Here is a 19,069-nt window from a genome sequence, read left to right on the forward strand (position 1 = left end):
CGTTCGGCTTTTCCTCCTTCCCGCTCTTCCTGCTTCCTCTTCCTTTCGCCTCCTTTGCCTTCTTCTTCTCTTTGTTCTTCCGCCTTCACCTGGACTTCTCTTTCTGAATTGACCTTTTTTTATTCAAACAAAGAATTGCTGGTTTTCACCTTGATCAGTTTGACCTGACCCACAATGAAATTTTTGGAATTTGCCCGGTTCATCGGTGTCAACTGCTGGCCGATGAAGTTCCGATCCGGTATGGATTGTTGAACCTCACCCCAAAGATCGTTGAGTTGAACCGGCAATTTCCCTTTGCAAATACTTATGTTTCAGGAGGTTGTGAAATCCAGGATGAATATCAAGCCGCCGTTGTGTACTGTGCCTTGTGTCGAGAAGGATGGCTGAAGGCTCAACCGCCGAATCAGCCGAAAAAATCGCAATTTGCCAGGAAGCGGTAAAGCCATCTTCCTGAATGAAAACCTGCTTTCCTCAATTCTGAACCTGAAGGAGCCCCGTGAATCATCTGGTTTTGCTTGGCGATTCAATTTTAGACAATAGTGCCTGGGCCTATAACGGGCCTGAAATGTGTGTGCATTTACGCGAACTGGTTGCTGAGGACTGGCAGGTTACGCTTCTGGCAGTTGATGGGCACACCACCCAGGATGTCGTCAGGCAACTGGAACTGGTGCCAACCACGGCCAGTTTTCTGGTCATCAGCGCTGGTGGAAATAATGCGCTGAGGTACTTACCAGTCCTGATGGAGTGTGTCACAACCACGGCTGAAGCCATGGAAAAACTCTATCAAATCATTGAAGAGTTTGAAATTGACTACCTTGAAATGCTCACGGCGGCCCAATCTTTCAAGTGCCCGGTGGCGGTCTGCACCGTCTATAATCCACGGTTTCCTGACCCAAAGTGGCAACAGGCGGTGCTGGCCACGCTGGCATTGTTTAATGATTGTATTGTCCGGTGTGCTGTTCGAATAAACATTCCGGTGATTGATTTGCGGATGGTGTGTACCGAAGAAACCGATTTTACTAACGCGATTGAACCTTCGGCCCAGGGGGGACGCAAAATCGCCGGAGCGATTGCCACCATGCTCCGGAATGTTGAATTTCACACCAATAAATCTGAAATCTTCGGGGTTGAATGGAAAACGAGTGGCTAAATACCAGTTTGTAGTCAGTAGTCAGTAGTTCGCTAAACTCTTTTTATTGAATTACTTGACTATTTTCTAATACGAGGTATTCATTGCGAAATAGGGTGAGTTTTCTGGAAATAAGCGATGAGGAACGCGTAACGTGTTTTCCGCTCAGACCAGCAGTACCGCTGAAAAGGATGGATAACAATGACGACTTTTCAAAAAGTTACAAATTACCAGTGTGGATGTTGTGGGTTTATGACCGAACAAGACATCCTGACGAGTACCAATCAAGGGTTTGCGCCAGACCTCGATGGCCGACCAGGAGAAATGAAGCGATCAACCATGCCCTTTTGGGTTCAAACCTGTCCAAATTGTAATTACTGTGCGCCTGATATCGCCACAGCCGAAGCCGGAGTCCAAACGTTTCTCAATCAATCAACCTACCAGGAGCAGCGCACCAATCCAAATTTTTCTGACCTGGCCAATCAGTTTTTGTGTGCCTCAATGATTTTAGAGCACTCCGGAAAGAATCTTCACGCAGCCTGGCAGTCCATTTTTGCCGCCTGGTGTTGTGATGATGATGGGCAAGAGCAAAACGCTATTTTCGGTCGCAATCAGGCACTGGACCTCATTTCACGAGCCACCCGGAAAGAATGGCTTGACCGGCGCGTCCAATTCGATTCGGTGGTCAGGGTTGATTTGCTCCGCCGGGTGCGTCGTTTCTCCGAAGCACTGAGCGAAATCCAAAAATTTCAGGAACTTGAGCCTGATGTGTTTCGACAGCAAATTTTAGCCTTCGAGAAGAAATTGATTTTGAATCAGGATTCAGCCAGCTACTCGACTGATGCGGCAACCGGACCGGTCACAGAAGTTCAGGATCTCAATGAAACCCTGAAGTATATTTGCAAATTCTTTGAAAAGCTTCTGACACCAACTGAACGGGAAATTGCTTTTACACAATATATCACCGAAGAAAGTGGTTGTATTTGGATCACTCGCAATCCAGATCATTTGAGAATTCTCAACCAGGGAATTGATATTTTTACCGAAAGACTTGTTCAGCGATTAAAAACTGACTACCCCAGGCGATTTATTCTAAATCAGTGCCCTCGTTGTTCGAAAGCAACCCGAACACCAGTCTCAAAACAATGCCGATATTGTGGTCACGACTGGCACGAAGCGTGATGGCAAACCATTGCCAAAATTTCACTTCTGGTTCGCAAACCGTCAGTTTTAGAGTAAGCTCGACTGGTTCACAACCCTCGTGTGCTTTCAGGTTTTCAGGTTTCACTCTCTGGAGTTTCTTATGCAATTTCCCGCACTGTTTCGCACTGGTTTGGCCATGGTTCTTCTGCTGGTTCAATCGGTTGGGATGGTGACGATGGCACATCCCACCATCAGCCGTTCGCAAACAGGTCCGCCGTCGCAAGAAAAACCCAAAATCACGGCGGTGTTGTCGGCTGGGTCCAAACTTGAACGAACCCTCACCAATGACGAATCAAACACCTTCGAACTCACCCTCAGCCAGGGTCAATATCTGGAACTGGAAGTCGAACAAAAAGAAATCAAGCTGTATGTTTCGCTGACGGATCCTGCCGGGAAACCAGTCCTGGAAATTGAGAGTGCCTATGATGTCGGCTCAACCGAGTACGTCGGGTTTCTGGCTGAAACAACTGGAACGTTCCTCATCACCGTCACGATGGATGGCACGCCACACAATCGGCCCCGCAAGTACGAAATCCGGGTGGTTGATATTCGCCCAGCCCAGCCAGCCGATGTTGAACGCGCGGCGGCGATTCGAAGCTTTATGGAGGCGAAGGATCTGGCTGATGGGACGGACCCCAAGGGCAAGCTCAAAGCCCTGGACCTGTTTGACCCGTTGCTGGTGCGATTTCGGGCCATTCAAGACAAACATTGGGAAGTCACCACGCTGATTGAAATCGCGCGGCAACTCAACAAAACTGGTCAGACAAGAAAAGCATTTGAACGGTATCAAGAGGTACTGCCGTTGCTGCTGGCCCTGAATGAAAAACACCTGGCCACCTCAATCCTGATTGATATTGCCACGCTGCACAACACGTTTGGTCAGCCCCAAAAAGCGATTGAAGCCTTGCAGCAGGCGATTTCCATGGCTCAATCTATCAATCACAAACTGGGTCTTTCCGTGGCCTACAGCAATCTGGGTGTGGTCTACCGAAATCTCGGTGAGAATCATAAAGCAGTTAAGTATCACGAGCGAGCGTTGGACCTGCGGCGTGAAACGGATGATATGGGGAATTCGGGCGCCCTGTTACTCAATATGGGGGTCGCTTATGGAACAATCGGAGAGACTCAAAAAGCCCTGGATCATTTTGAGGAGGCTCTCAGGGTTTTACGTGACCGAGATGACAAAAAAGGTCAGGCGTTTACCCTGATCAGTATGGGTCGTGAGTATATTAATCTGGGTGATCCAGCAACCGCCGTACAACTCTATCAGCAGGGCCTGGGATTGATCCGGGAATTAAACGATCTTCGGGCAGAAGCCAATGTTCTCCTGGCACTGGCCACCACGCAAAAAGAGAACGACCCACAACAAGCCCTGACAAATCTGGACGCAGCTCTCCTACTGAGCCGCAAAATCGGAGACCGGCGAAGTGAAGCCAATATACTCAGTGCTCTTGGGATATTTCACTTCAATCAAGGAAAAATCGCAGAAGCCGAACCATTCTTTTCGCAAGCCCTCAAAATTGGAGAAAGTGCCTCAAATACACTGATGATCATTGAAGCCCTGGATGGGCTGACCCAGGTTTATCTCGCCATGAAAAAGTATTCCGAGGCCAGATCCAGCATGAGCCGGGCGCTGGAACTCGTTCAAGCTCAGGGAAATGAACTGCTCGAAGCCCAGTTTTTTTATTATCTGGCGCAATTGGAATCATCTGAAAAGAACCTTGAAAAAAGCAAAACCGCGATTGAAAAGGTGCTGCAACTGGTCGAATCAACCCGCGCCAGCTTCCGAAATCAGAATTTACGCGTTTCGTTTATTGGCAAAGTCCAGAGATACTATCATTTCTACATTCAGCTTTTGATGAAGCTCCACCAGGCCAACCCGGCAGCCGGCTATAACCGCCAGGCATTTAACGTCAACGAACGCGCCCGTGCCCGCAGCCTGCTCGACATACTGACCGAAACCAGAGCCCGTATCCGGCAAGGGGTAAATCCAGAACTGCTTGAACAGGAACGAATACTCCAACAAAATCTGGCTGACCAGAGTGAGCGCCTGACCCGCCTAACCAATGGCAATGCACCGGCTGAAGTTCAAGCCGAAGAACGCAAAAGCCTTGATACCCTGGTCCTTGAATATGAATCGCTCCTTTCAAAGATTCGGAAACAAAGCCCCCGCTATGCGGCGCTGACTCAACCGGAACCACTCACCCTTTCAGAAATCCAAAAGAGCGTCGTTGAATCTGGCAGTCTCCTGCTTGAATACTCACTTGGGAGTGAACAGAGCTTTGTCTGGGCAATCAGCCCAACCCAGGTCTTTTGGTATGAACTACCAAAGCAGGAAATAATTGCAACCGCAGTCAAAAAGGTGCGCAATCTCCTGCTGACCCGGAACCAGCTTCCGGCCCATCTTCTGCGCGATCAACGTGGCGACCGGATCAAACAGGCAGAGCAGGAATTGAGCACCGCCGCTGCCGAATTAAGTAATTTGATCCTGGCACCGGTGGCGGCCCATCTGGGTACCAATCGGCTACTGATTGTGGCTGATGGGGTATTACAATACATTCCCTTTGCCGCATTGCCGGAACCGATTGGAAAAGGAACAGTTTCGGGTGAAGCCACTCCGCTGGTGGTTCGCCACGAACTGGTGAGTTTGCCGTCAGCCTCAACCCTGGCGGTGCTGCGTGCGGAAGCCACCAACAAACCCAAAGCTGATTCTGACAAACTGGTCGCCGTGTTTGCCGATCCGGTTTTTGAAGTGAGCGATCCACGACTTCGTCAGGTCCTGAAACGGTTTCCTCTCGTGGCGGAAAAGAGCAATTCCCCGCGCACTGAACCAGTTGAGATAAACCGGCTCCGGCAATTGACCCCGGTGGTCAAAGCGGACGGTCAATTCTCAATTGTCAGACTTCCCTTCACACGCCAGGAAGCCACCGAAATCCGCACGCTGGCGACAGCGGCAAAAACCAGCCTGTTCCTCGATTTTGCCGCCAACCATACAAAAGTCACCACGGCTGACATTGGAAAATACCAGTACCTCCATTTTGCCACCCACGGCCTGCTTGATACCGAACATCCCGAATTTTCCGCTCTTGTTCTCTCGCTGGTGGATGAAAAAGGCAACCGTCAAAAAGGATTTTTGCGGATGATGGAAGTCTATAACCTCGATCTGGCGGCCCAACTGGTCGTGCTTTCCGCCTGCGAAACCGGGCTTGGAAAAGAAATTCGCGGCGAAGGTCTGATTGGCCTGACGCGTGGGTTTATGTATGCCGGTGCCCCATCGGTCGTTGTCAGTCTCTGGAGCGTGAGCGATCAGGGCACTTCTGAATTAATGAAGCGTTTTTATCGCGGGCTGCTGACTGAAAAACTCCGCCCGGCGGCGGCGCTTCGCAAAGCCCAAATCGAGTTAATGGGCCAGAAAGCCTGGAATTCCCCGTTTTACTGGGCGCCATTTATTGTCCAGGGAGAATTTTAGTTTTTATCGGGATTACCGTTTTGGAATTGACGCCCGTAAAGAATTCTCCCATTTTGAGTCTCGTAGCGGTTTGATTCGTTTTTCCCACGTGCTAAGCACATATCGGTGATACTCATCAAGATTGGCTGGGAGTGCACCATTTTTTTGTTGATCAATGAGGAAATCAATTTCATTTGTAAAGTAATTAAAACTTTTTATCGGTTGTTTTCCAGTTGTCCCTCTCAATTTCTTTTCTATAGTGGAGATAAATGCAATTTCAAGTAACCGAATGTCTATTGTGTTGTACGGGGCTCCCTCCCGATCATCACGCCGGGTCCATTGTTGGTTTGTGTACGTTTCATACCGCCTGATGATATCGTCATGTGTTTTAAATATCATCATGTCATCATGTGACAGCATGCTGTCCACCACTTTATCAAAGCTGGTGGACAGCTTTTTGTCGAATCGTTCGAAGTGGTGGACAGCAAGCGTTTCCCAGAATTCTTGTTTTGTAATACCAAATTGAGCACAGAAAACATTGATTCTTTTAAGGATATCTTCATTTATTCGAATTGTTTCATGCTTACGTTGATGGCGATCACCTGGCCTTGACTTTATTTGCTGTCCACTATTTTGAGCCTTTTGCTGTCCACTGCTTTGAGTGGTGGACAGCATGCTGTCCACCGCAGGTTGAGTAGTGGACAGCATGCTGTCCACCAGAATGACTGGCTGTCCACCTACTTGAGCCTCTTGCTGTCCACCATTTTGTTTCTTCGTAGTCACACCCGGATGAACAGCTAGCGGGTCACGGCTGGATTTTTTATTGGATTTTTGGTCAAGTGCATATAGAGCGGCAAAGCCAGTGTATTTCTTCTCAGACATGGAACACCGCCTCCGAAATAGCTTGATTTACGGTTTCGAGAGAAACGGTTTTTTCTCCCTGTAATAAAGACAGCTCATGTGCTACATGGCAAATCTTAAGGACTTCACGAGGAATACCGCCTGAGACTTCATAGATCTTGTCTACTTGGAGATCAGAAAAAGGATTCTTAATTTCAGCATGTTCACACCGGAAAGAAATCATGGCACGGGTTTCCCCAAGAGTGAGAGGATCTAGTGTTGAAGGAGCAAAAATTCGGGAGCGGATAGCTTTTTTAGATGGGTCAAGTAAATTCTCTCGGAGTTCAATTTGGCCTGCTAATACAAATTGAATCAACTTAGCCTGATTGGTTTCAAAGTTTAACATTGTGCGAATCAATTCCAACATCTTAGGGTTGAGTCGTTGGGATTCGTCGATGAAAAAAACTACATTGGTACCTTTTTCGAAAGAATCAACCAAAAACCCTCGAAATGCCTGTTCCTGATCATACAGGGACCGTTTGGGCAAAATATCAAACTCACCGCACAATGCTTTCAAAAAGGCAAAGTCAGAAGCGAACGAGGGTGTTGGAATCAATGCCGCGAGCGAATCTTCCCGAGACGCATATTCTCCATACAACAAACGCAAAACACTTGATTTTCCCATTCCAATATCTCCAAGCACACAAGTAAGTCCCTGGCGGCGATCAATGGTAAACCGGACTTTATGGAGAACCGCCTTGAGCGAAGGGGTAAGGTAAAGGTATGCCGGGTTTGGACTGATTGAAAAAGGGGAGTTCATCATGAAAATAAATCTTCAAAGTCTTTATAGAATAGAACCTAATTTAGAAAGTTAAATAAAAAATTACAACTAATTTTAATAAAACTTGACAGAATTAAGCCTATTTTTTTAAGAAATACAGGTATTTGCTCATTGAGCATAGCTAACCAATCAACCTCCTCACAGCTTGTAAAAACACAAAGAGCGAGACGAAGAAATCGTCTCGCTCTTTGTGTTTCCTGTTCACTACTTACGTTTGATCCACCGCTCAGCTCATCAGATCAATTCGGCCAACCGTTCTTCGAGAAGTTCAATGCGGCGATCAAACGGCAGGCGAATCAGTTTGTCAATCAGGTCGGTATCGCCCATTTCAGCCAGGACGACCGTTACTTCCCACATGATTTCCTGCCGCCGCCGCCGGCTTTCATTCTTGGCGGGCGCTTCGTTGGGATCTTGCCATTCTTTTGAAACGGCTTCGAGGAACCGCGACTGTTCTGAATGCAGTTCGTTCACAATTGATTGAATCACGTGAATGCGTGCCAGGTGGGCATCTTCGACCGTCATGCGGTGGCGGGGTTCAGTTGCATAGCGCCGGAAGCGTTCCACAATCCGCTCGGCAACCGCCAGCGGCAACCCGGCGGCGGCGGCCATATCCGACGGTTTGGCCGTGACATACGCCGACAGCGTCGAGACTCCAGCCGAAAACAGGCGACGAATCGCCGGGCGACCCACGCCCTGAACTTGCTTGAGAATCGAGCTGATGATGACCGATTCCGGCGTGTTTAAATCGTCAGGAATTGAAAAGACTTTTGGAAGGAAATTTTCAAGCTCGGAATAGGCGTCCGTGATTTCAATGCGCAGCAAGGCATCAGTATCAATATCGTTTCCGTACGAGTTCTCAGCCTTGCGCAAAACAGCTTCAAATTCTTCCAGGTGACCTGAAAGACTGTTGTAGCCAACCCCCTGGGCCGCACTTCGAACCGATTTGCAGGCAGCCAGGCAGGGTTCAATCCAGTCACGACCTCCACGACCAAGCCGGACCTGGGCGACAAACTCACGCATCGGTCGGACAAAAACCATGGCGATTTCGGTAAAGAGTTCGCGAACGGTTTCGTCATCCTGTTCGGTCTGAGCTTCATCCCCTTGAAACGCCCCATCCAGCGTGCTGTCCAGTGATTCGCCAATCCCTTCCAGAAAATTCCCGATATCGTCTTCACCAATCGTCAATAAATCAAACGGGTCGTCATGCGGGAAGCTTTCGCGGGGCGGTGGTTCGGCTGAGAGCGCCGCCAGTTGTTCGGTACGCGACGGGACTTCCATGACCTTGCGAAGCAGATTGATCGTTGGAATCGCCTGGGCCGGCACGATCCCCCGCTCAAACCCCTGGGCCCGGGCAGCCAAACCACGAAAAATGGCTGACGCTTCACCTAGACTTTGCCGAAGCTTGGCAAAAAAATCATCTTCCACTTCGCTTAATCGCCACCCGGCCACCCGGACCAGCTCGCCCAAATCAATCATCATCGCCACGGCAATTTCGTCATAAATCGGCATGGGATGGCTTTTGAGTTGGTGGCCAAACCGCTCAGCCGCCAGGGCGATGGTGTCGGTATGGATCGCGACCTGTTCAAAATAGGAATCCGCTAGCTGATTATTGCGAACCGCCAGGCGCTCCAGGCAGTGAGAGAGTAGAACCGAACTATCATCAATGGCGGCGACAAATTCTGCGATACTGTTCATAGCAAACCGGCGCAGATGTCCCGGTTCGAAAACCGGTAATCACGCCCTCCCTTTGTTCTTATCGAAGATGGTCTCTGCGTAGAGGTGGTGCAAGTGCTGCATTAGAACTGTCCAAACCTAGCATAGTTCAACACGTTCAGCACAGCGGCGCAATGAAAATAGCACAACAGATCAAGAATGAAGAATGCAGAATTGAGAATGCAGAATTGAGAATGAATAAAGTGGGGAGTGGTGCCAGTTAAGAGTTGAAAAAAAGAACGGTTTTGAATCCGCGAAGCGGGTGACATGGCTTAAAGCCTCGGGTGGAGCGTAGCGGAATCCGTGGAAAACAGAATCGGTGGAGATGAATTCCGCCGCCCAGGCCACACTGACCGGTGCTGGGCACCACGGATTCCATTCGCTGACGCTCATTCCACCCGAGGCTTTGATTATTCCGCCCAGTTCCTGGGCTGAGAACCAAAAACCGCTTTAACCCTTAACTGGCACCACTCCCCACTTTATTCATTTCCTATTCTCCTCCGTAGCGGATTTCCATGCGGCGTAACAGCACCGAGGCCAGGGCGAGGGTAAGGGCCGTCATAATCAGCAAACCAGGAATTGAAATCCAGGCCGGCGTTGGCTCAGCCACAATCGCAAATGGCCCTTCAGACAGGGGAACTGGGGTTAAGGATTTGAGGTAATGCAAAACGCTCAGTTTCTTGAGAATTGGCGGCAATAAAAACCCAATCATTTCCCAGCCAAGAAAAGCAATTGCTGGAAAAATGGGGTTTCGAAAGATCAATCCGACCAGCAAAAACACGGCCCCATACCCAACGCAGGCAAATACCACAATGCCAAGATACAGCACGACCTGTTTGAATCCTGGACCATTGAGCAGATAGTCCATCCCCTGAGTAAACCCGCGTGGTACATACAGTAAAAATAATGAAACGGCGGTTGAGGTCCCAAATAATCCAATGGCGGCGACGACCCCGGAAATGTATTTTCCGACCACGAGAATTTCACGTCGAACTGGACACAGGAAATAATAATGCAGGCACCGGTCCACGACGTCCCCGCGGAAGAGGTTCATAAAAATCCAGGCACAGCCAAAGAAAACCATAATTCGCAGGATCAAGGTTTCAAACATCCAGGCAAAAACTTCGGTGGCAATGACCGAATTGGTCAGTCTGGCTGAAGTGAATGGGAACGAAACCATCAAAACCAGTATAAACACTGGCAACACCGCCAGGGCATACATCAGAAGCGCCCGCCGTCCCCATAAAAATTTCTGAGTTTCAAGCCGGAAAATCGCCAAAATTTGCCGAATCCAACTGCTTGCCGGGTGGGCTGTTTCAACCTGTGCAATTTGTTCCATTGAATTAACCTGTACTGGTGTGCTGCTCACGAATCCTCCACGGTGGTACTGAAATGCTCATTTTAAATAACTACCGAATCAAATACTGATACACGGCTTGCAAGTCGTCATCAAATGGGGCAATTGATTCAACGATCAGTTTATGTTCAATCACAAGCTGGGTAAACATTTCATAAAACTGGTCGGGATTGCGGGTTTTGACAATCATTCCGCCGCGATCATCATGGAGTCGGACTTCCATCACGTGTGGGGCGCCAAACAATTTCGAGGCGACCAGCGATGGTTCGCCACAGCGGATTGTAATTTGAAGCGGGAAATCGGGGATTTCACTGCGGACGCCTGACACATCGCCTTCGGCCACGATATAGCCGTTATTGAGTAGGACCACAGAATCCGAGAGCAGGTCCACTTCGTGCAGAATATGACTCGATAAAATCAGGTACATTCCCTGTTGGGCACACTGGCGGAAGATGGCAATGACTTCGGCACGGGCGAGCGGGTCGAGTCCGTTGAGCGGTTCATCCAGGATCAACACCCGTGGACGGTGCGCAATCGCCTGACCAAGCCGGATTCGCTGGCGCATGCCCTTGCTGTAGCCTTCGATTTTTCGGTCGGCGGCGTCAGTCAGATTGACTTGTTCAAGGGCAGTTTGAGTCATTTCGGCAGCTTCGGTCCTGGCAAAGCCATGCACCAGCAAAAACGAATAAATCAACTCGCGCCCGGTCATGCCACTGGGAAAGCTGTCAAACTGCGAACAATACCCCAAAATCCGAAACAACTTTTCTGGATGGTCGGGTGTGATTCCCAGCACGGAGATCTTTCCGCGAGTCGGTTTGAGCAGGCCCGTCATCAGGTTCATCAAGGTGGTTTTTCCCGATCCATTCGGCCCGACAAAACTGGTAATGCCCGGACCAAGCGACAAATTCACCCGATTGACTCCGAGCACTTCCCCGTAAAATTTCGAGATATCATCAAAAACAATCTGATTTGCATTCATCAGTGAGAACCTTTGAGAATGAAGAATGAAGAATTGAGAATTGAGAATTGAGAAAATTTATTCATGTAAGCTATCAAAATCATTGAACTTGTACGAATACTGACTCTAACGGTCTTTTCCGTACGGAAAAAACAAACTTTTGGCTGTAATTGATACACATTAAAAGAAGTTATAGGAATGTTGTCATGGAAACTTTTTTCAGGAAAAACCAGATCTTTCGAACTTTTGCATATTCCTTCCTTAGCTAACATTGAACTACCACTCTGTATATCATCTATAGCTTTTTCTGGGTTGACTACTCGCTACTCGCTACTCGCTACTCGCTACTCGCTTTATTTCGCTACTTCGCTCAATTGATAATTTCATAGGCTCGGATTTTACGGGATAGCAACCCAAGTGAAATTATAAAAAACACGATAATGGTGAAACCGGAGCCCGCCCAGGGCAGGTCCATTCGATTGGTTTGCCCAAAGAGCCCATACCAGAGCGACCCCATGGCTTCGCTCAAACTAAACAGGTATCCCCATTTGGTTTCAAAGAGTTGATTGATGACCTGGGCAAAGACAGCGGTGGCAAAATAAAACCCGATCATGACGCCCTGAATGGTAATTTTCCGCTTGATCCAGGCCGAAAGCGCCAGCGACCCAAGGCACAGGGTCAAAATCCAGACCCAGGAGCCAACCACAATGGCCATTCCCAGTCTCAAATTTTCAATGATCCAGCCTGGTCCGGCCATATATCCTTGAAAGAGAAACAACAGCAACACGGGCACCCAGGTGACCGCGGAAAGCAGAATTAACACGACCGACATTTTGCCCAGCACATATTCAAGGCGCGAAAATGGACGACTGAGATAGAGCGCCAACCCATTATTTTCGACATCTTTTGAAACCAGTGTCGGCGCCAGCATCAAGGTCAGCAGGGTCGCGAAACTGCTTTGAAACTGCGCCACGACATAAAAATAGCGCCAGTTGATCGGAATCAAATCCCTCAAGTCGAGGTTCAAAATGGCCATTGCCTCGGCATTGTGATGCAAATAAACCCAAATACTGGCCAGGAGTGGAAAAACCAGCGATATGATAAAGAGCACAATAAACAGCTTTGATTGAAAAACCGCCCGGTAGGCATAGCGGGGCAAAATCAAAAACCGCTTCCAGGGCGACGTCAATGGCCCAGTATAGGTAAGGTAGGACTGATCATAAACTGCCATTGGGGGTCACCTCCATTGCCTTCATAAAAATATCTTCCAGCGAGTCGCGTTTGTAATTCAACCGGCGGATATGAAGCTGCCGATCCGCGGCAATCTGGTACAAATCCCGGATTTCCACACCGGGCGGCAATACCAGTTTGACCCGCCGCTCTCCGATCAACGCCCATTCACACCCAAGCCGGCTCAGTCCTTCGGCAAATGGTCCGTTGGGCTGGCCCAGTTCGATTTCGATGAATTTTAAATTGGCTTTGCGCTCGGCTTCCAAATTGCACTGCACGACAATTTTGCCTTCTTTGAGAATGACAATCTCTTCGCAGGATTCTTCGACGTCGCGCAATAAATGTGAAGACAGCAAAATGCACGCCTGGCCGCTGTCGCGAATCGTGCGTACCAGCTCCAGCATGCGTTTGCGGGATGGGTAATCGAGCCCGTTGGTGGGTTCGTCGAGGATAATAAATTGCGGCCCGTGGACAATCGCCTGGGCCAATTTGGCCATTTGCTTCATCCCCAGGGAAAAGGTATCAATCGTCCGGTAGCGGGCTTCCCCCAGGCCGACAAAAAACAGGCTTTCATGGGCCCGTTCGAGCGCCACTCTCGGCGGAAGCCCTGACAGTTCAGCCATCATGGCCACAAACCCGACGCAGGACATTCCGGCAATAAACGCATCCCGTTCCGGCATATAACCGACCAGCGCGCGGATCTTGCGGTTTTCCTTGACGATATCGTGACCAAAGAGCCGGGCATGGCCTTTGGTTGGGTGATAAAACCCAAGCAACGTGTTGATGAGGGTGGTTTTCCCGGCGCCATTCGGCCCAAGCAGTCCCACGGTCCGACCACTGAATTCACTGGTTAAGTTATCCAGAATCAGCCGTTTGCCCAGTTTAACACTCAGATTCTCAAGCGAAAGTACACTCATAAGTTAGTAGCGAAGTAGCGAAGTAGCGAAATAGTGAGTAGCGAGTAGCGAGTAGCGAGTAGCGAGTAGTCAGTACCATCTGCGTTAGCGGGTGGGGTTTTTAAAAACCCGGAACCCTAACGGGATGACAAGATGACAGGATGACAAGGTGACAAGGATTTGTTTCATCCCTCATCCTTCATCCCTCATCCCTTGGTTTCATCCCTCATCCTTCATCCCTCATCCCTTGGTTTCATCCCTCATCCCTTCCGAAAACCCGGAACCCTAATCGGCGGCATCCACTTTCGGCTCTTTTGCCCCCATAATCAAGAGCCACAACATCGTTGCCATTTCACCAAGAAGCGCCGGGAAGGTAATGTTCGAAATAAAATTCTCGTACTGCGGAAATAACAATCCTGAAAAGCTCATCGCCAGATAAGCAAACCCGTTGAGGATCAGCCAGTAACTCAAAATGCGTGGAAACCAACCCGACCGCAACATCAGAACTGCCAGTGGAAAAAGCCAGAGTCCCCACAAAATCTCAGCGCCAACGAGCACCTGATGATGTAACCGCAGGAACAGCATGGCCAGGGCATCCCGTTGTGGTTTATCAAACACCGACAAGAAATCAGCGCCGCGAATGAGTATCAAGGCCGCCGCATCATTCATCACGTTGACGAAGTCAATTGTGGCGGGAATCACCCCGCCCAAAGCCACCATCAGTACCGCCAGGTTCTGGTCTACGTTCTTGAACAACCGATAAAGCGCCAGCACCAGGAACGTCAAGATGACGCCACAACACAAGTCACCGACTATCCCAAGACGAAAAAGCAACTCGTGAGCGGCAATGTTGCTGGCCGTCACGGTTGCGTTTCCTTTTACAAAAAGTGTGGTGGGGATATAAATGAGGCGAAACGGCGCCACGAGTACAAGGAGCAAATAGATAAACCCTGCCACTCTGGCCTGTTTGCGAATTGATGTCATGACAAGCTTTTCTGTTCTAAAAAGTCGGGAGACCCATCTGGTCCAGATGGGTCTCGTTTGATTTTTATCCCACCCGCTGACGCAGGTTGGTACTGACTATTTTGCTTTGTCGGGCTGGCCTTTCAGCGCCTGCAAACCGATTGAACCAGGAATGGTCAACAGATTGGTTGGGCTGAGTTTGATGATGCCATCACCACCGAGGGCAAAGATCATCCGGTCGTCGTTGACGTAGGCATAAGCCAGGGTCGGCAAAGCGGCGGCGGCCATTGCGCCAAGTTTCAGACCTTCCGGTTTCTTCGCGTTGGATGAGTCAGCAAACTGCGTGAGCATTGGCGTCAGGTTCTGGTACATCATCATCGAGAAATTGGTGTTGCCGTCTTTGGGAAGCGCGGCCATAAAGCGGGGTGCGCTCATCAGTGAAATACCTGATTCATAGTACCGCAGCGCCTGTGACACCAGTGATTGACTTGGAGCGGCAATCATATACCCGTGAGCAAACGTGTAGGTCGTGACTTCGGCAGTGCCATTTTTGCGCACCGTGTAGTACACCTGACCGTCCACCGTTGTTGAATCAAGACGAAAGGTCAGGTTTTCTTCCGGTTTGATCACCGAATTCACTTCCACAATCGCTTTGGCAAAGCTTTCCTGGAGTTTGACCGGATCATTGACTTCCAGAACCAGTTTCCAGGCTGGGGTTGGGAGCATCGGACCATCCACGGCAAAAGCCACTTCACCACCGAAGTAAGCGGCGAAATCTTCGCGGATGCGCAGTCCGTGTTTGGCTTCGAGGGCCTGCAGTTCAGACAGGAACGTTGGGTCTTCCTGCTGGAGCGTGTTAAACAATTCGGTCAGCATTCCGGCTGGGTTTTCAACCACGAAAGCTGAAACCAGGGTGGCATCCGGCGAGATAAAACTCAGGCTTCCCATTGGACCAGGGCTTGAAATCCAGGTGGCCATTCCCTTCTTCGGTTGTTTGAAGGTCACCACCGCCCGGTTGCTGGTTTCGCCGTTGACTTCCTTGAGGTTGACGATCAGGTGTTTGAAATTGCTGAATTCAGAAACTGCCTTCGAGCCATCCGCTTTGGCTTTTGCCTCAGCACCGTCGTTCATCTGGCTCAGGTCAATGGCGAGCATCAACTCAACGCCGGATTTGTATTCGGTTTCAATAGCTGACAGAAGCGAATCAGCCGGGGCCGCTTTGGGGGCATTCATCCGGTTGACAGCCTGGTTGATGGCATCGCGGTTGGTGGCAAGCACCAGCGTTCCATTGTGGATCCAGCCCAGGAGCGCAGGTTCACCCGCGGTGGTAACTGGTGTTTTTACTTCAGCGTCCGAGATGAGTTGAAATGCCAATTTTCCGGTTGTTCCCGCCAGACGTGAGGTCAGATAGTTTCGCAATCCGGCTTCATCTTTGACTTCGGCCAGCACCACTGGTTCCGATTTGACCTGATTTCCACCAGCCGCGGTAATCACGATTTCATTTCCCAGGAACCCTGAGACCGTGCGGATTTCAGTCAGAATCTGGTTATATTGAGGTGTGGCGGTCGCCGATTTTTCAGACTTCCACCAGGCAGCCAGTTCTGGGTTTTGCTGAAGGTGTTTTTCGACAATTTGCTGTGAAGTCACCAGTGATTCGCCAATGTTGGGCAACGCGAGGTAAAACACGGTATTGTCAGGGAGCATCGGCAGCAGGCGCGGTGTGGTGCGCAGACCAGGACGCGGCACTTTCTGATCCAGGTCCTGATACAGGTGCTGCAGCCCTTCGAGCAATTTGGCATAGCGGTCAGCGTCTTTGCTCCACGAAATTTCTTCCTGAATCGGAAGCGTATCAACCGAAGTGCTGGTCGTGAATTGTTGACCGGCTTGCAACGGCTGGTCTTTCCCGGCATTGCTCACCGTGCTGGTGCCTTGAATACACGACACACGTGAACCTTTGGTGCCATGATTGACCGCCAAAATCATGTCCTTACCGGAAATCAGGCTATCATCGGTTGAAATATAGAGCGCACCCTTCACACTGGTCGGAGCTTGCAAAATGATTGACCCGCGTTCCAGTTGAATGGTTGAGCCTTGAGTTGCCTGACGAAGCGAAAATTCAGTCCGTTCGTTGAGTTCAACCACGGCATTGTTTGACAGGCGGACCTGAGCGCGCGAGTGATTGCCGGTGCGGACAATCTCGCCGAGCGTAACTCGTTCGCCAACCGCCAGGCGCCGGTTGTCAGTGGCGCCGATTCGATACAGATCGCCATCCACTGAAACCACAGTGGCGGTGCCGGCATCAACTGAGGTCAGGAAAAACTGGGCAATAATCATTCCCAGCAGGGCAAAGCCGATGAGGGCTGAGGCGGCAAAGGACCATTGTTTCCAGGCAAAAGCACCGGAAACAATCTGACCTGCGGCAGGTTGGGTACGTCGCGGCGAACCGTTTTTGGCTTCTTTGAGCGCCTTACGGCAGGGAACACATTCCCGGGTGTGGTCTTCGACCAGCAGAGAGCGAGCCGAGGTCAGGCGTCCGGCCAGATATGCCGGAATCAGACTCTGAAAGTCAGAGCAGGTACGGATTTGGTCAACCGACGTCAATTCCGCCTCGGCAATTGACGTGTCAGTTCCAAGTCGCGTCCACACTCGTTGTGTTGCCTGTTCGACCTCGGCGCCGGTCATTTTCTGCGCCTGGATCTGTGAAGTGGACTTATCGAACAATGATTCCACGGTGTCTTTTTTCGGTGTCATGGTGTGTCTCCAAATATTGTTTTATTTCTTTTTTGACGCTGGCGCGTGCCCGATGCACCAGCACGGCAACGACGAGTTTGGACATTCCAAGCAAGTCGCCAATCTCTTCGTTGGTGTACCCTTCGAAAAAACGCAGCACAAACAGTTCGGCGGCAGTTCGCCCAAGTTGTGCAACTGCGGCCTGCACCACCCGGCGAAGTTCGGCATCAGCTTGTTGTGCTTCGGGATTGTGACGTTGATCGGCGGCCATATCCGCCACCTGATCTTCGAGTGTGAGTGAAGACATGCCGCTTCGGCTGCGGACGATATCGAGCGCCGCATTGATGGCGGCACGGTACAGGTAGGATTTGGGGTTTGGTGACAGGTCCAGTTTTTCTTCGCGGCTTGCCAGCCGCAGAAAAACCGTCTGCAGGACGTCTTCAGCATCAACCAAATTGCCGGTGATGCGGTACGCCGCCTGCACAACCATTTCGGAATGCTCGCGAAACAGTGTTTCGAGCGTCCCGGAAGGTCCAGACGAGTGTGGCTGTGGCAATAGCGCAATGTTTGGCACGGGTCCCTCCAGTTTTGGTTCTTGCCTGTAAAACGGGCCACGCGCCAATTTATTAACAACTGTCAAAAAAGATTTTTGGGAATTGGGATTTGGTGACTGGGAAAGATCACTTGAAAAGTACCAGTTTCACTGATTCAAGGAAGCGGCTAGCCACCTGATTGGAGCAGGTGGCTAGCCAGTACCTTGTAACTGGTGGCTACACATCAGTTTGACTGGTGGCTACATAATTTGGCGACAGATTCCAGACTTTGGTCCTTCCACCTTAAAGCGACTGGATTGTCAATCCGCCATCAGCCACAATGGTTTGTCCGGTGATGTAGCTCGCCGCTGGCAAGGCCAAAAAGGCAGCCAGCGAACTGATTTCTTCCGGTACTCCTGGACGCTTGAGCGGCACCCGGCTTTGGAAGTGCGCCATAAATTGAGGATTGGCCAGGACTGGATGGGTCAACGGCGTTTGAATAAACCCCGGCGCAATTGCATTGACCCGGATGCCATCCGCCGCCCATTCAAATGCTAACCCACGTGCCATCTGGGACATGGCAGCTTTGGTCGCGCCATAGGGGATTCCGGTCGGCAAGGCAGTCATTCCGGCAATCGAGCCAATCAAGATCACGCTCGCCTGATCGCTGTGTTTGAGGCGGGGATGGGCTTCGCGGGTCAATTCAAACGCAGAAAAGAGATTGGTGTTAAACAGACTCAGAACTTCTTCAGTGGTGTAATCAAGCACTTTTTTGCGGATGTTCGTTCCAACATTGCTCACCAGGACATCCAGTCCGTTCAATTTTTCGTCAACTGCCGCCCAAATAGCTGCTCGCCCCTCAGGTGTTCCGACATCAGCGGCCACGGTGTGAATCGGAAGATTTTTTTCACGAAATCCACACACGCTCTTTTCCAAAACCGCTTCGTCCCGAGCCACGGAAAGAACCGTCGCCCCAAACCCCAGGAATTCTTCGACAATGGCAAACCCGATGCCTTTCGAACCGCCAGTGACCAGTGCTTTGCGCCCGGTCAGGTTCCACCGGGATGAAAGATTCGACATATGGCAACTTCCTTATTCGATAAAAGATTGATCAATCGCCCCATTGTTGTTTGGCGCGATGATTCGAGCAATACAAACGGACGAAATCCTGTTTTCTTCGACCCAAGCTTGAGTTCTTATAGACACGTCTTGTCGCCAGACCGTATGA

The 19,069-nt window shown here is 50.2% G+C and carries 14 protein-coding genes; 3 read left to right on the forward strand and 11 right to left on the reverse strand.

Annotation, left to right across the window (positions count from 1 at the left end; translation table 11 throughout):
• Window positions 1-496 precede the first annotated feature (496 nt).
• From HY774_08515 to HY774_08525, 3 genes are all read left to right on the forward strand, one after another.
• Window positions 497-1,150: an SGNH/GDSL hydrolase family protein gene (locus HY774_08515; protein MBI4748520.1), complete on the forward strand. Its 654-nt coding sequence runs from the start codon at window positions 497-499 to the stop codon at window positions 1,148-1,150.
• Between the two features lie 180 nt (window positions 1,151-1,330).
• The gene (locus HY774_08520) at window positions 1,331-2,311 is read left to right on the forward strand and encodes a hypothetical protein (GenBank protein MBI4748521.1); all 981 of its coding nucleotides are present in this window, start codon (window positions 1,331-1,333) and stop codon (window positions 2,309-2,311) included.
• Between the two features lie 121 nt (window positions 2,312-2,432).
• Entirely contained in the window at window positions 2,433-5,801 is a 3,369-nt protein-coding gene (locus tag HY774_08525; protein ID MBI4748522.1) for a CHAT domain-containing protein, read from the forward strand.
• Window positions 5,802-5,813: 12 nt separating this feature from the next.
• Here HY774_08525 and HY774_08530 read toward each other — a convergent pair whose 3' ends face one another.
• The 11 genes from HY774_08530 to HY774_08580 form a co-directional block, all read right to left on the reverse strand.
• A complete protein-coding gene (locus HY774_08530; GenBank protein ID MBI4748523.1) occupies window positions 5,814-6,662 on the reverse strand; it encodes a hypothetical protein in 849 nt (282 codons plus the stop codon).
• Entirely contained in the window at window positions 6,655-7,443 is a 789-nt protein-coding gene (locus HY774_08535; GenBank protein ID MBI4748524.1) for an AAA family ATPase, read from the reverse strand. Before HY774_08535 ends, HY774_08530 begins: the two co-directional genes overlap by 8 nt.
• A 252-nt stretch (window positions 7,444-7,695) precedes the next feature.
• On the reverse strand, window positions 7,696-9,156 hold the full coding sequence (locus tag HY774_08540) for a hypothetical protein (GenBank protein ID MBI4748525.1): 1,461 nt from the start codon (window positions 9,154-9,156) through the stop codon (window positions 7,696-7,698).
• A 508-nt stretch (window positions 9,157-9,664) separates the two neighbouring features.
• Window positions 9,665-10,543 carry an ABC-2 transporter permease gene (locus HY774_08545; GenBank protein ID MBI4748526.1) on the reverse strand — a complete coding sequence of 293 codons (879 nt, stop codon included), beginning with the start codon at window positions 10,541-10,543 and terminating at the stop codon, window positions 9,665-9,667.
• 40 nt (window positions 10,544-10,583) lie between these two features.
• Window positions 10,584-11,510 (reverse strand): ABC transporter ATP-binding protein, encoded by a 927-nt coding sequence (locus tag HY774_08550; GenBank protein MBI4748527.1) that lies wholly within the window; start codon window positions 11,508-11,510, stop codon window positions 10,584-10,586.
• A gap of 349 nt (window positions 11,511-11,859) precedes the next feature.
• The gene (locus HY774_08555; GenBank protein ID MBI4748528.1) at window positions 11,860-12,720 is read right to left on the reverse strand and encodes an ABC transporter permease; all 861 of its coding nucleotides are present in this window, start codon (window positions 12,718-12,720) and stop codon (window positions 11,860-11,862) included.
• Window positions 12,707-13,636, reverse strand: coding sequence for an ABC transporter ATP-binding protein (locus HY774_08560; protein MBI4748529.1), 930 nt, complete (start codon window positions 13,634-13,636; stop codon window positions 12,707-12,709). Before HY774_08560 ends, HY774_08555 begins: the two co-directional genes overlap by 14 nt.
• A gap of 264 nt (window positions 13,637-13,900) precedes the next feature.
• Window positions 13,901-14,599 carry a DUF4386 domain-containing protein gene (locus HY774_08565; GenBank protein ID MBI4748530.1) on the reverse strand — a complete coding sequence of 233 codons (699 nt, stop codon included), beginning with the start codon at window positions 14,597-14,599 and terminating at the stop codon, window positions 13,901-13,903.
• A 96-nt stretch (window positions 14,600-14,695) separates the two neighbouring features.
• Window positions 14,696-17,329: a FecR domain-containing protein gene (locus HY774_08570; GenBank protein ID MBI4748531.1), complete on the reverse strand. Its 2,634-nt coding sequence runs from the start codon at window positions 17,327-17,329 to the stop codon at window positions 14,696-14,698.
• Window positions 17,289-17,882, reverse strand: a complete 594-nt coding sequence (locus HY774_08575) for a sigma-70 family RNA polymerase sigma factor (GenBank protein MBI4748532.1) — start codon at window positions 17,880-17,882, stop codon at window positions 17,289-17,291. Before HY774_08575 ends, HY774_08570 begins: the two co-directional genes overlap by 41 nt.
• A 262-nt stretch (window positions 17,883-18,144) precedes the next feature.
• A complete protein-coding gene (locus HY774_08580; GenBank protein ID MBI4748533.1) occupies window positions 18,145-18,921 on the reverse strand; it encodes an SDR family oxidoreductase in 777 nt (258 codons plus the stop codon).
• Window positions 18,922-19,069: the final 148 nt, after the last annotated feature.

It is taken from the genome of Acidobacteriota bacterium (assembly GCA_016208495.1).
GTDB lineage: Bacteria > Acidobacteriota > Blastocatellia > Chloracidobacteriales > Chloracidobacteriaceae > JACQXX01.

Bases quoted from the DNA above. Each gene is read 5' to 3' on its own strand.
- HY774_08525 (MBI4748522.1), top strand. From the start codon at position 2,433: ATGCAATTTCCCGCACTGTTTCGCACTGGTTTGGCCATGGTTCTTCTG.
- HY774_08535 (MBI4748524.1), bottom strand. From the start codon at position 7,443: ATGATGAACTCCCCTTTTTCAATCAGTCCAAACCCGGCATACCTTTAC.
- HY774_08540 (MBI4748525.1), bottom strand. From the start codon at position 9,156: ATGAACAGTATCGCAGAATTTGTCGCCGCCATTGATGATAGTTCGGTT.
- HY774_08565 (MBI4748530.1), bottom strand. From the start codon at position 14,599: ATGACATCAATTCGCAAACAGGCCAGAGTGGCAGGGTTTATCTATTTG.
- HY774_08520 (MBI4748521.1), top strand. From the start codon at position 1,331: ATGACGACTTTTCAAAAAGTTACAAATTACCAGTGTGGATGTTGTGGG.
- HY774_08580 (MBI4748533.1), bottom strand. From the start codon at position 18,921: ATGTCGAATCTTTCATCCCGGTGGAACCTGACCGGGCGCAAAGCACTG.
- HY774_08530 (MBI4748523.1), bottom strand. From the start codon at position 6,662: ATGTCTGAGAAGAAATACACTGGCTTTGCCGCTCTATATGCACTTGAC.
- HY774_08550 (MBI4748527.1), bottom strand. From the start codon at position 11,510: ATGAATGCAAATCAGATTGTTTTTGATGATATCTCGAAATTTTACGGG.
- HY774_08570 (MBI4748531.1), bottom strand. From the start codon at position 17,329: ATGACACCGAAAAAAGACACCGTGGAATCATTGTTCGATAAGTCCACT.
- HY774_08560 (MBI4748529.1), bottom strand. From the start codon at position 13,636: ATGAGTGTACTTTCGCTTGAGAATCTGAGTGTTAAACTGGGCAAACGG.
- HY774_08555 (MBI4748528.1), bottom strand. From the start codon at position 12,720: ATGGCAGTTTATGATCAGTCCTACCTTACCTATACTGGGCCATTGACG.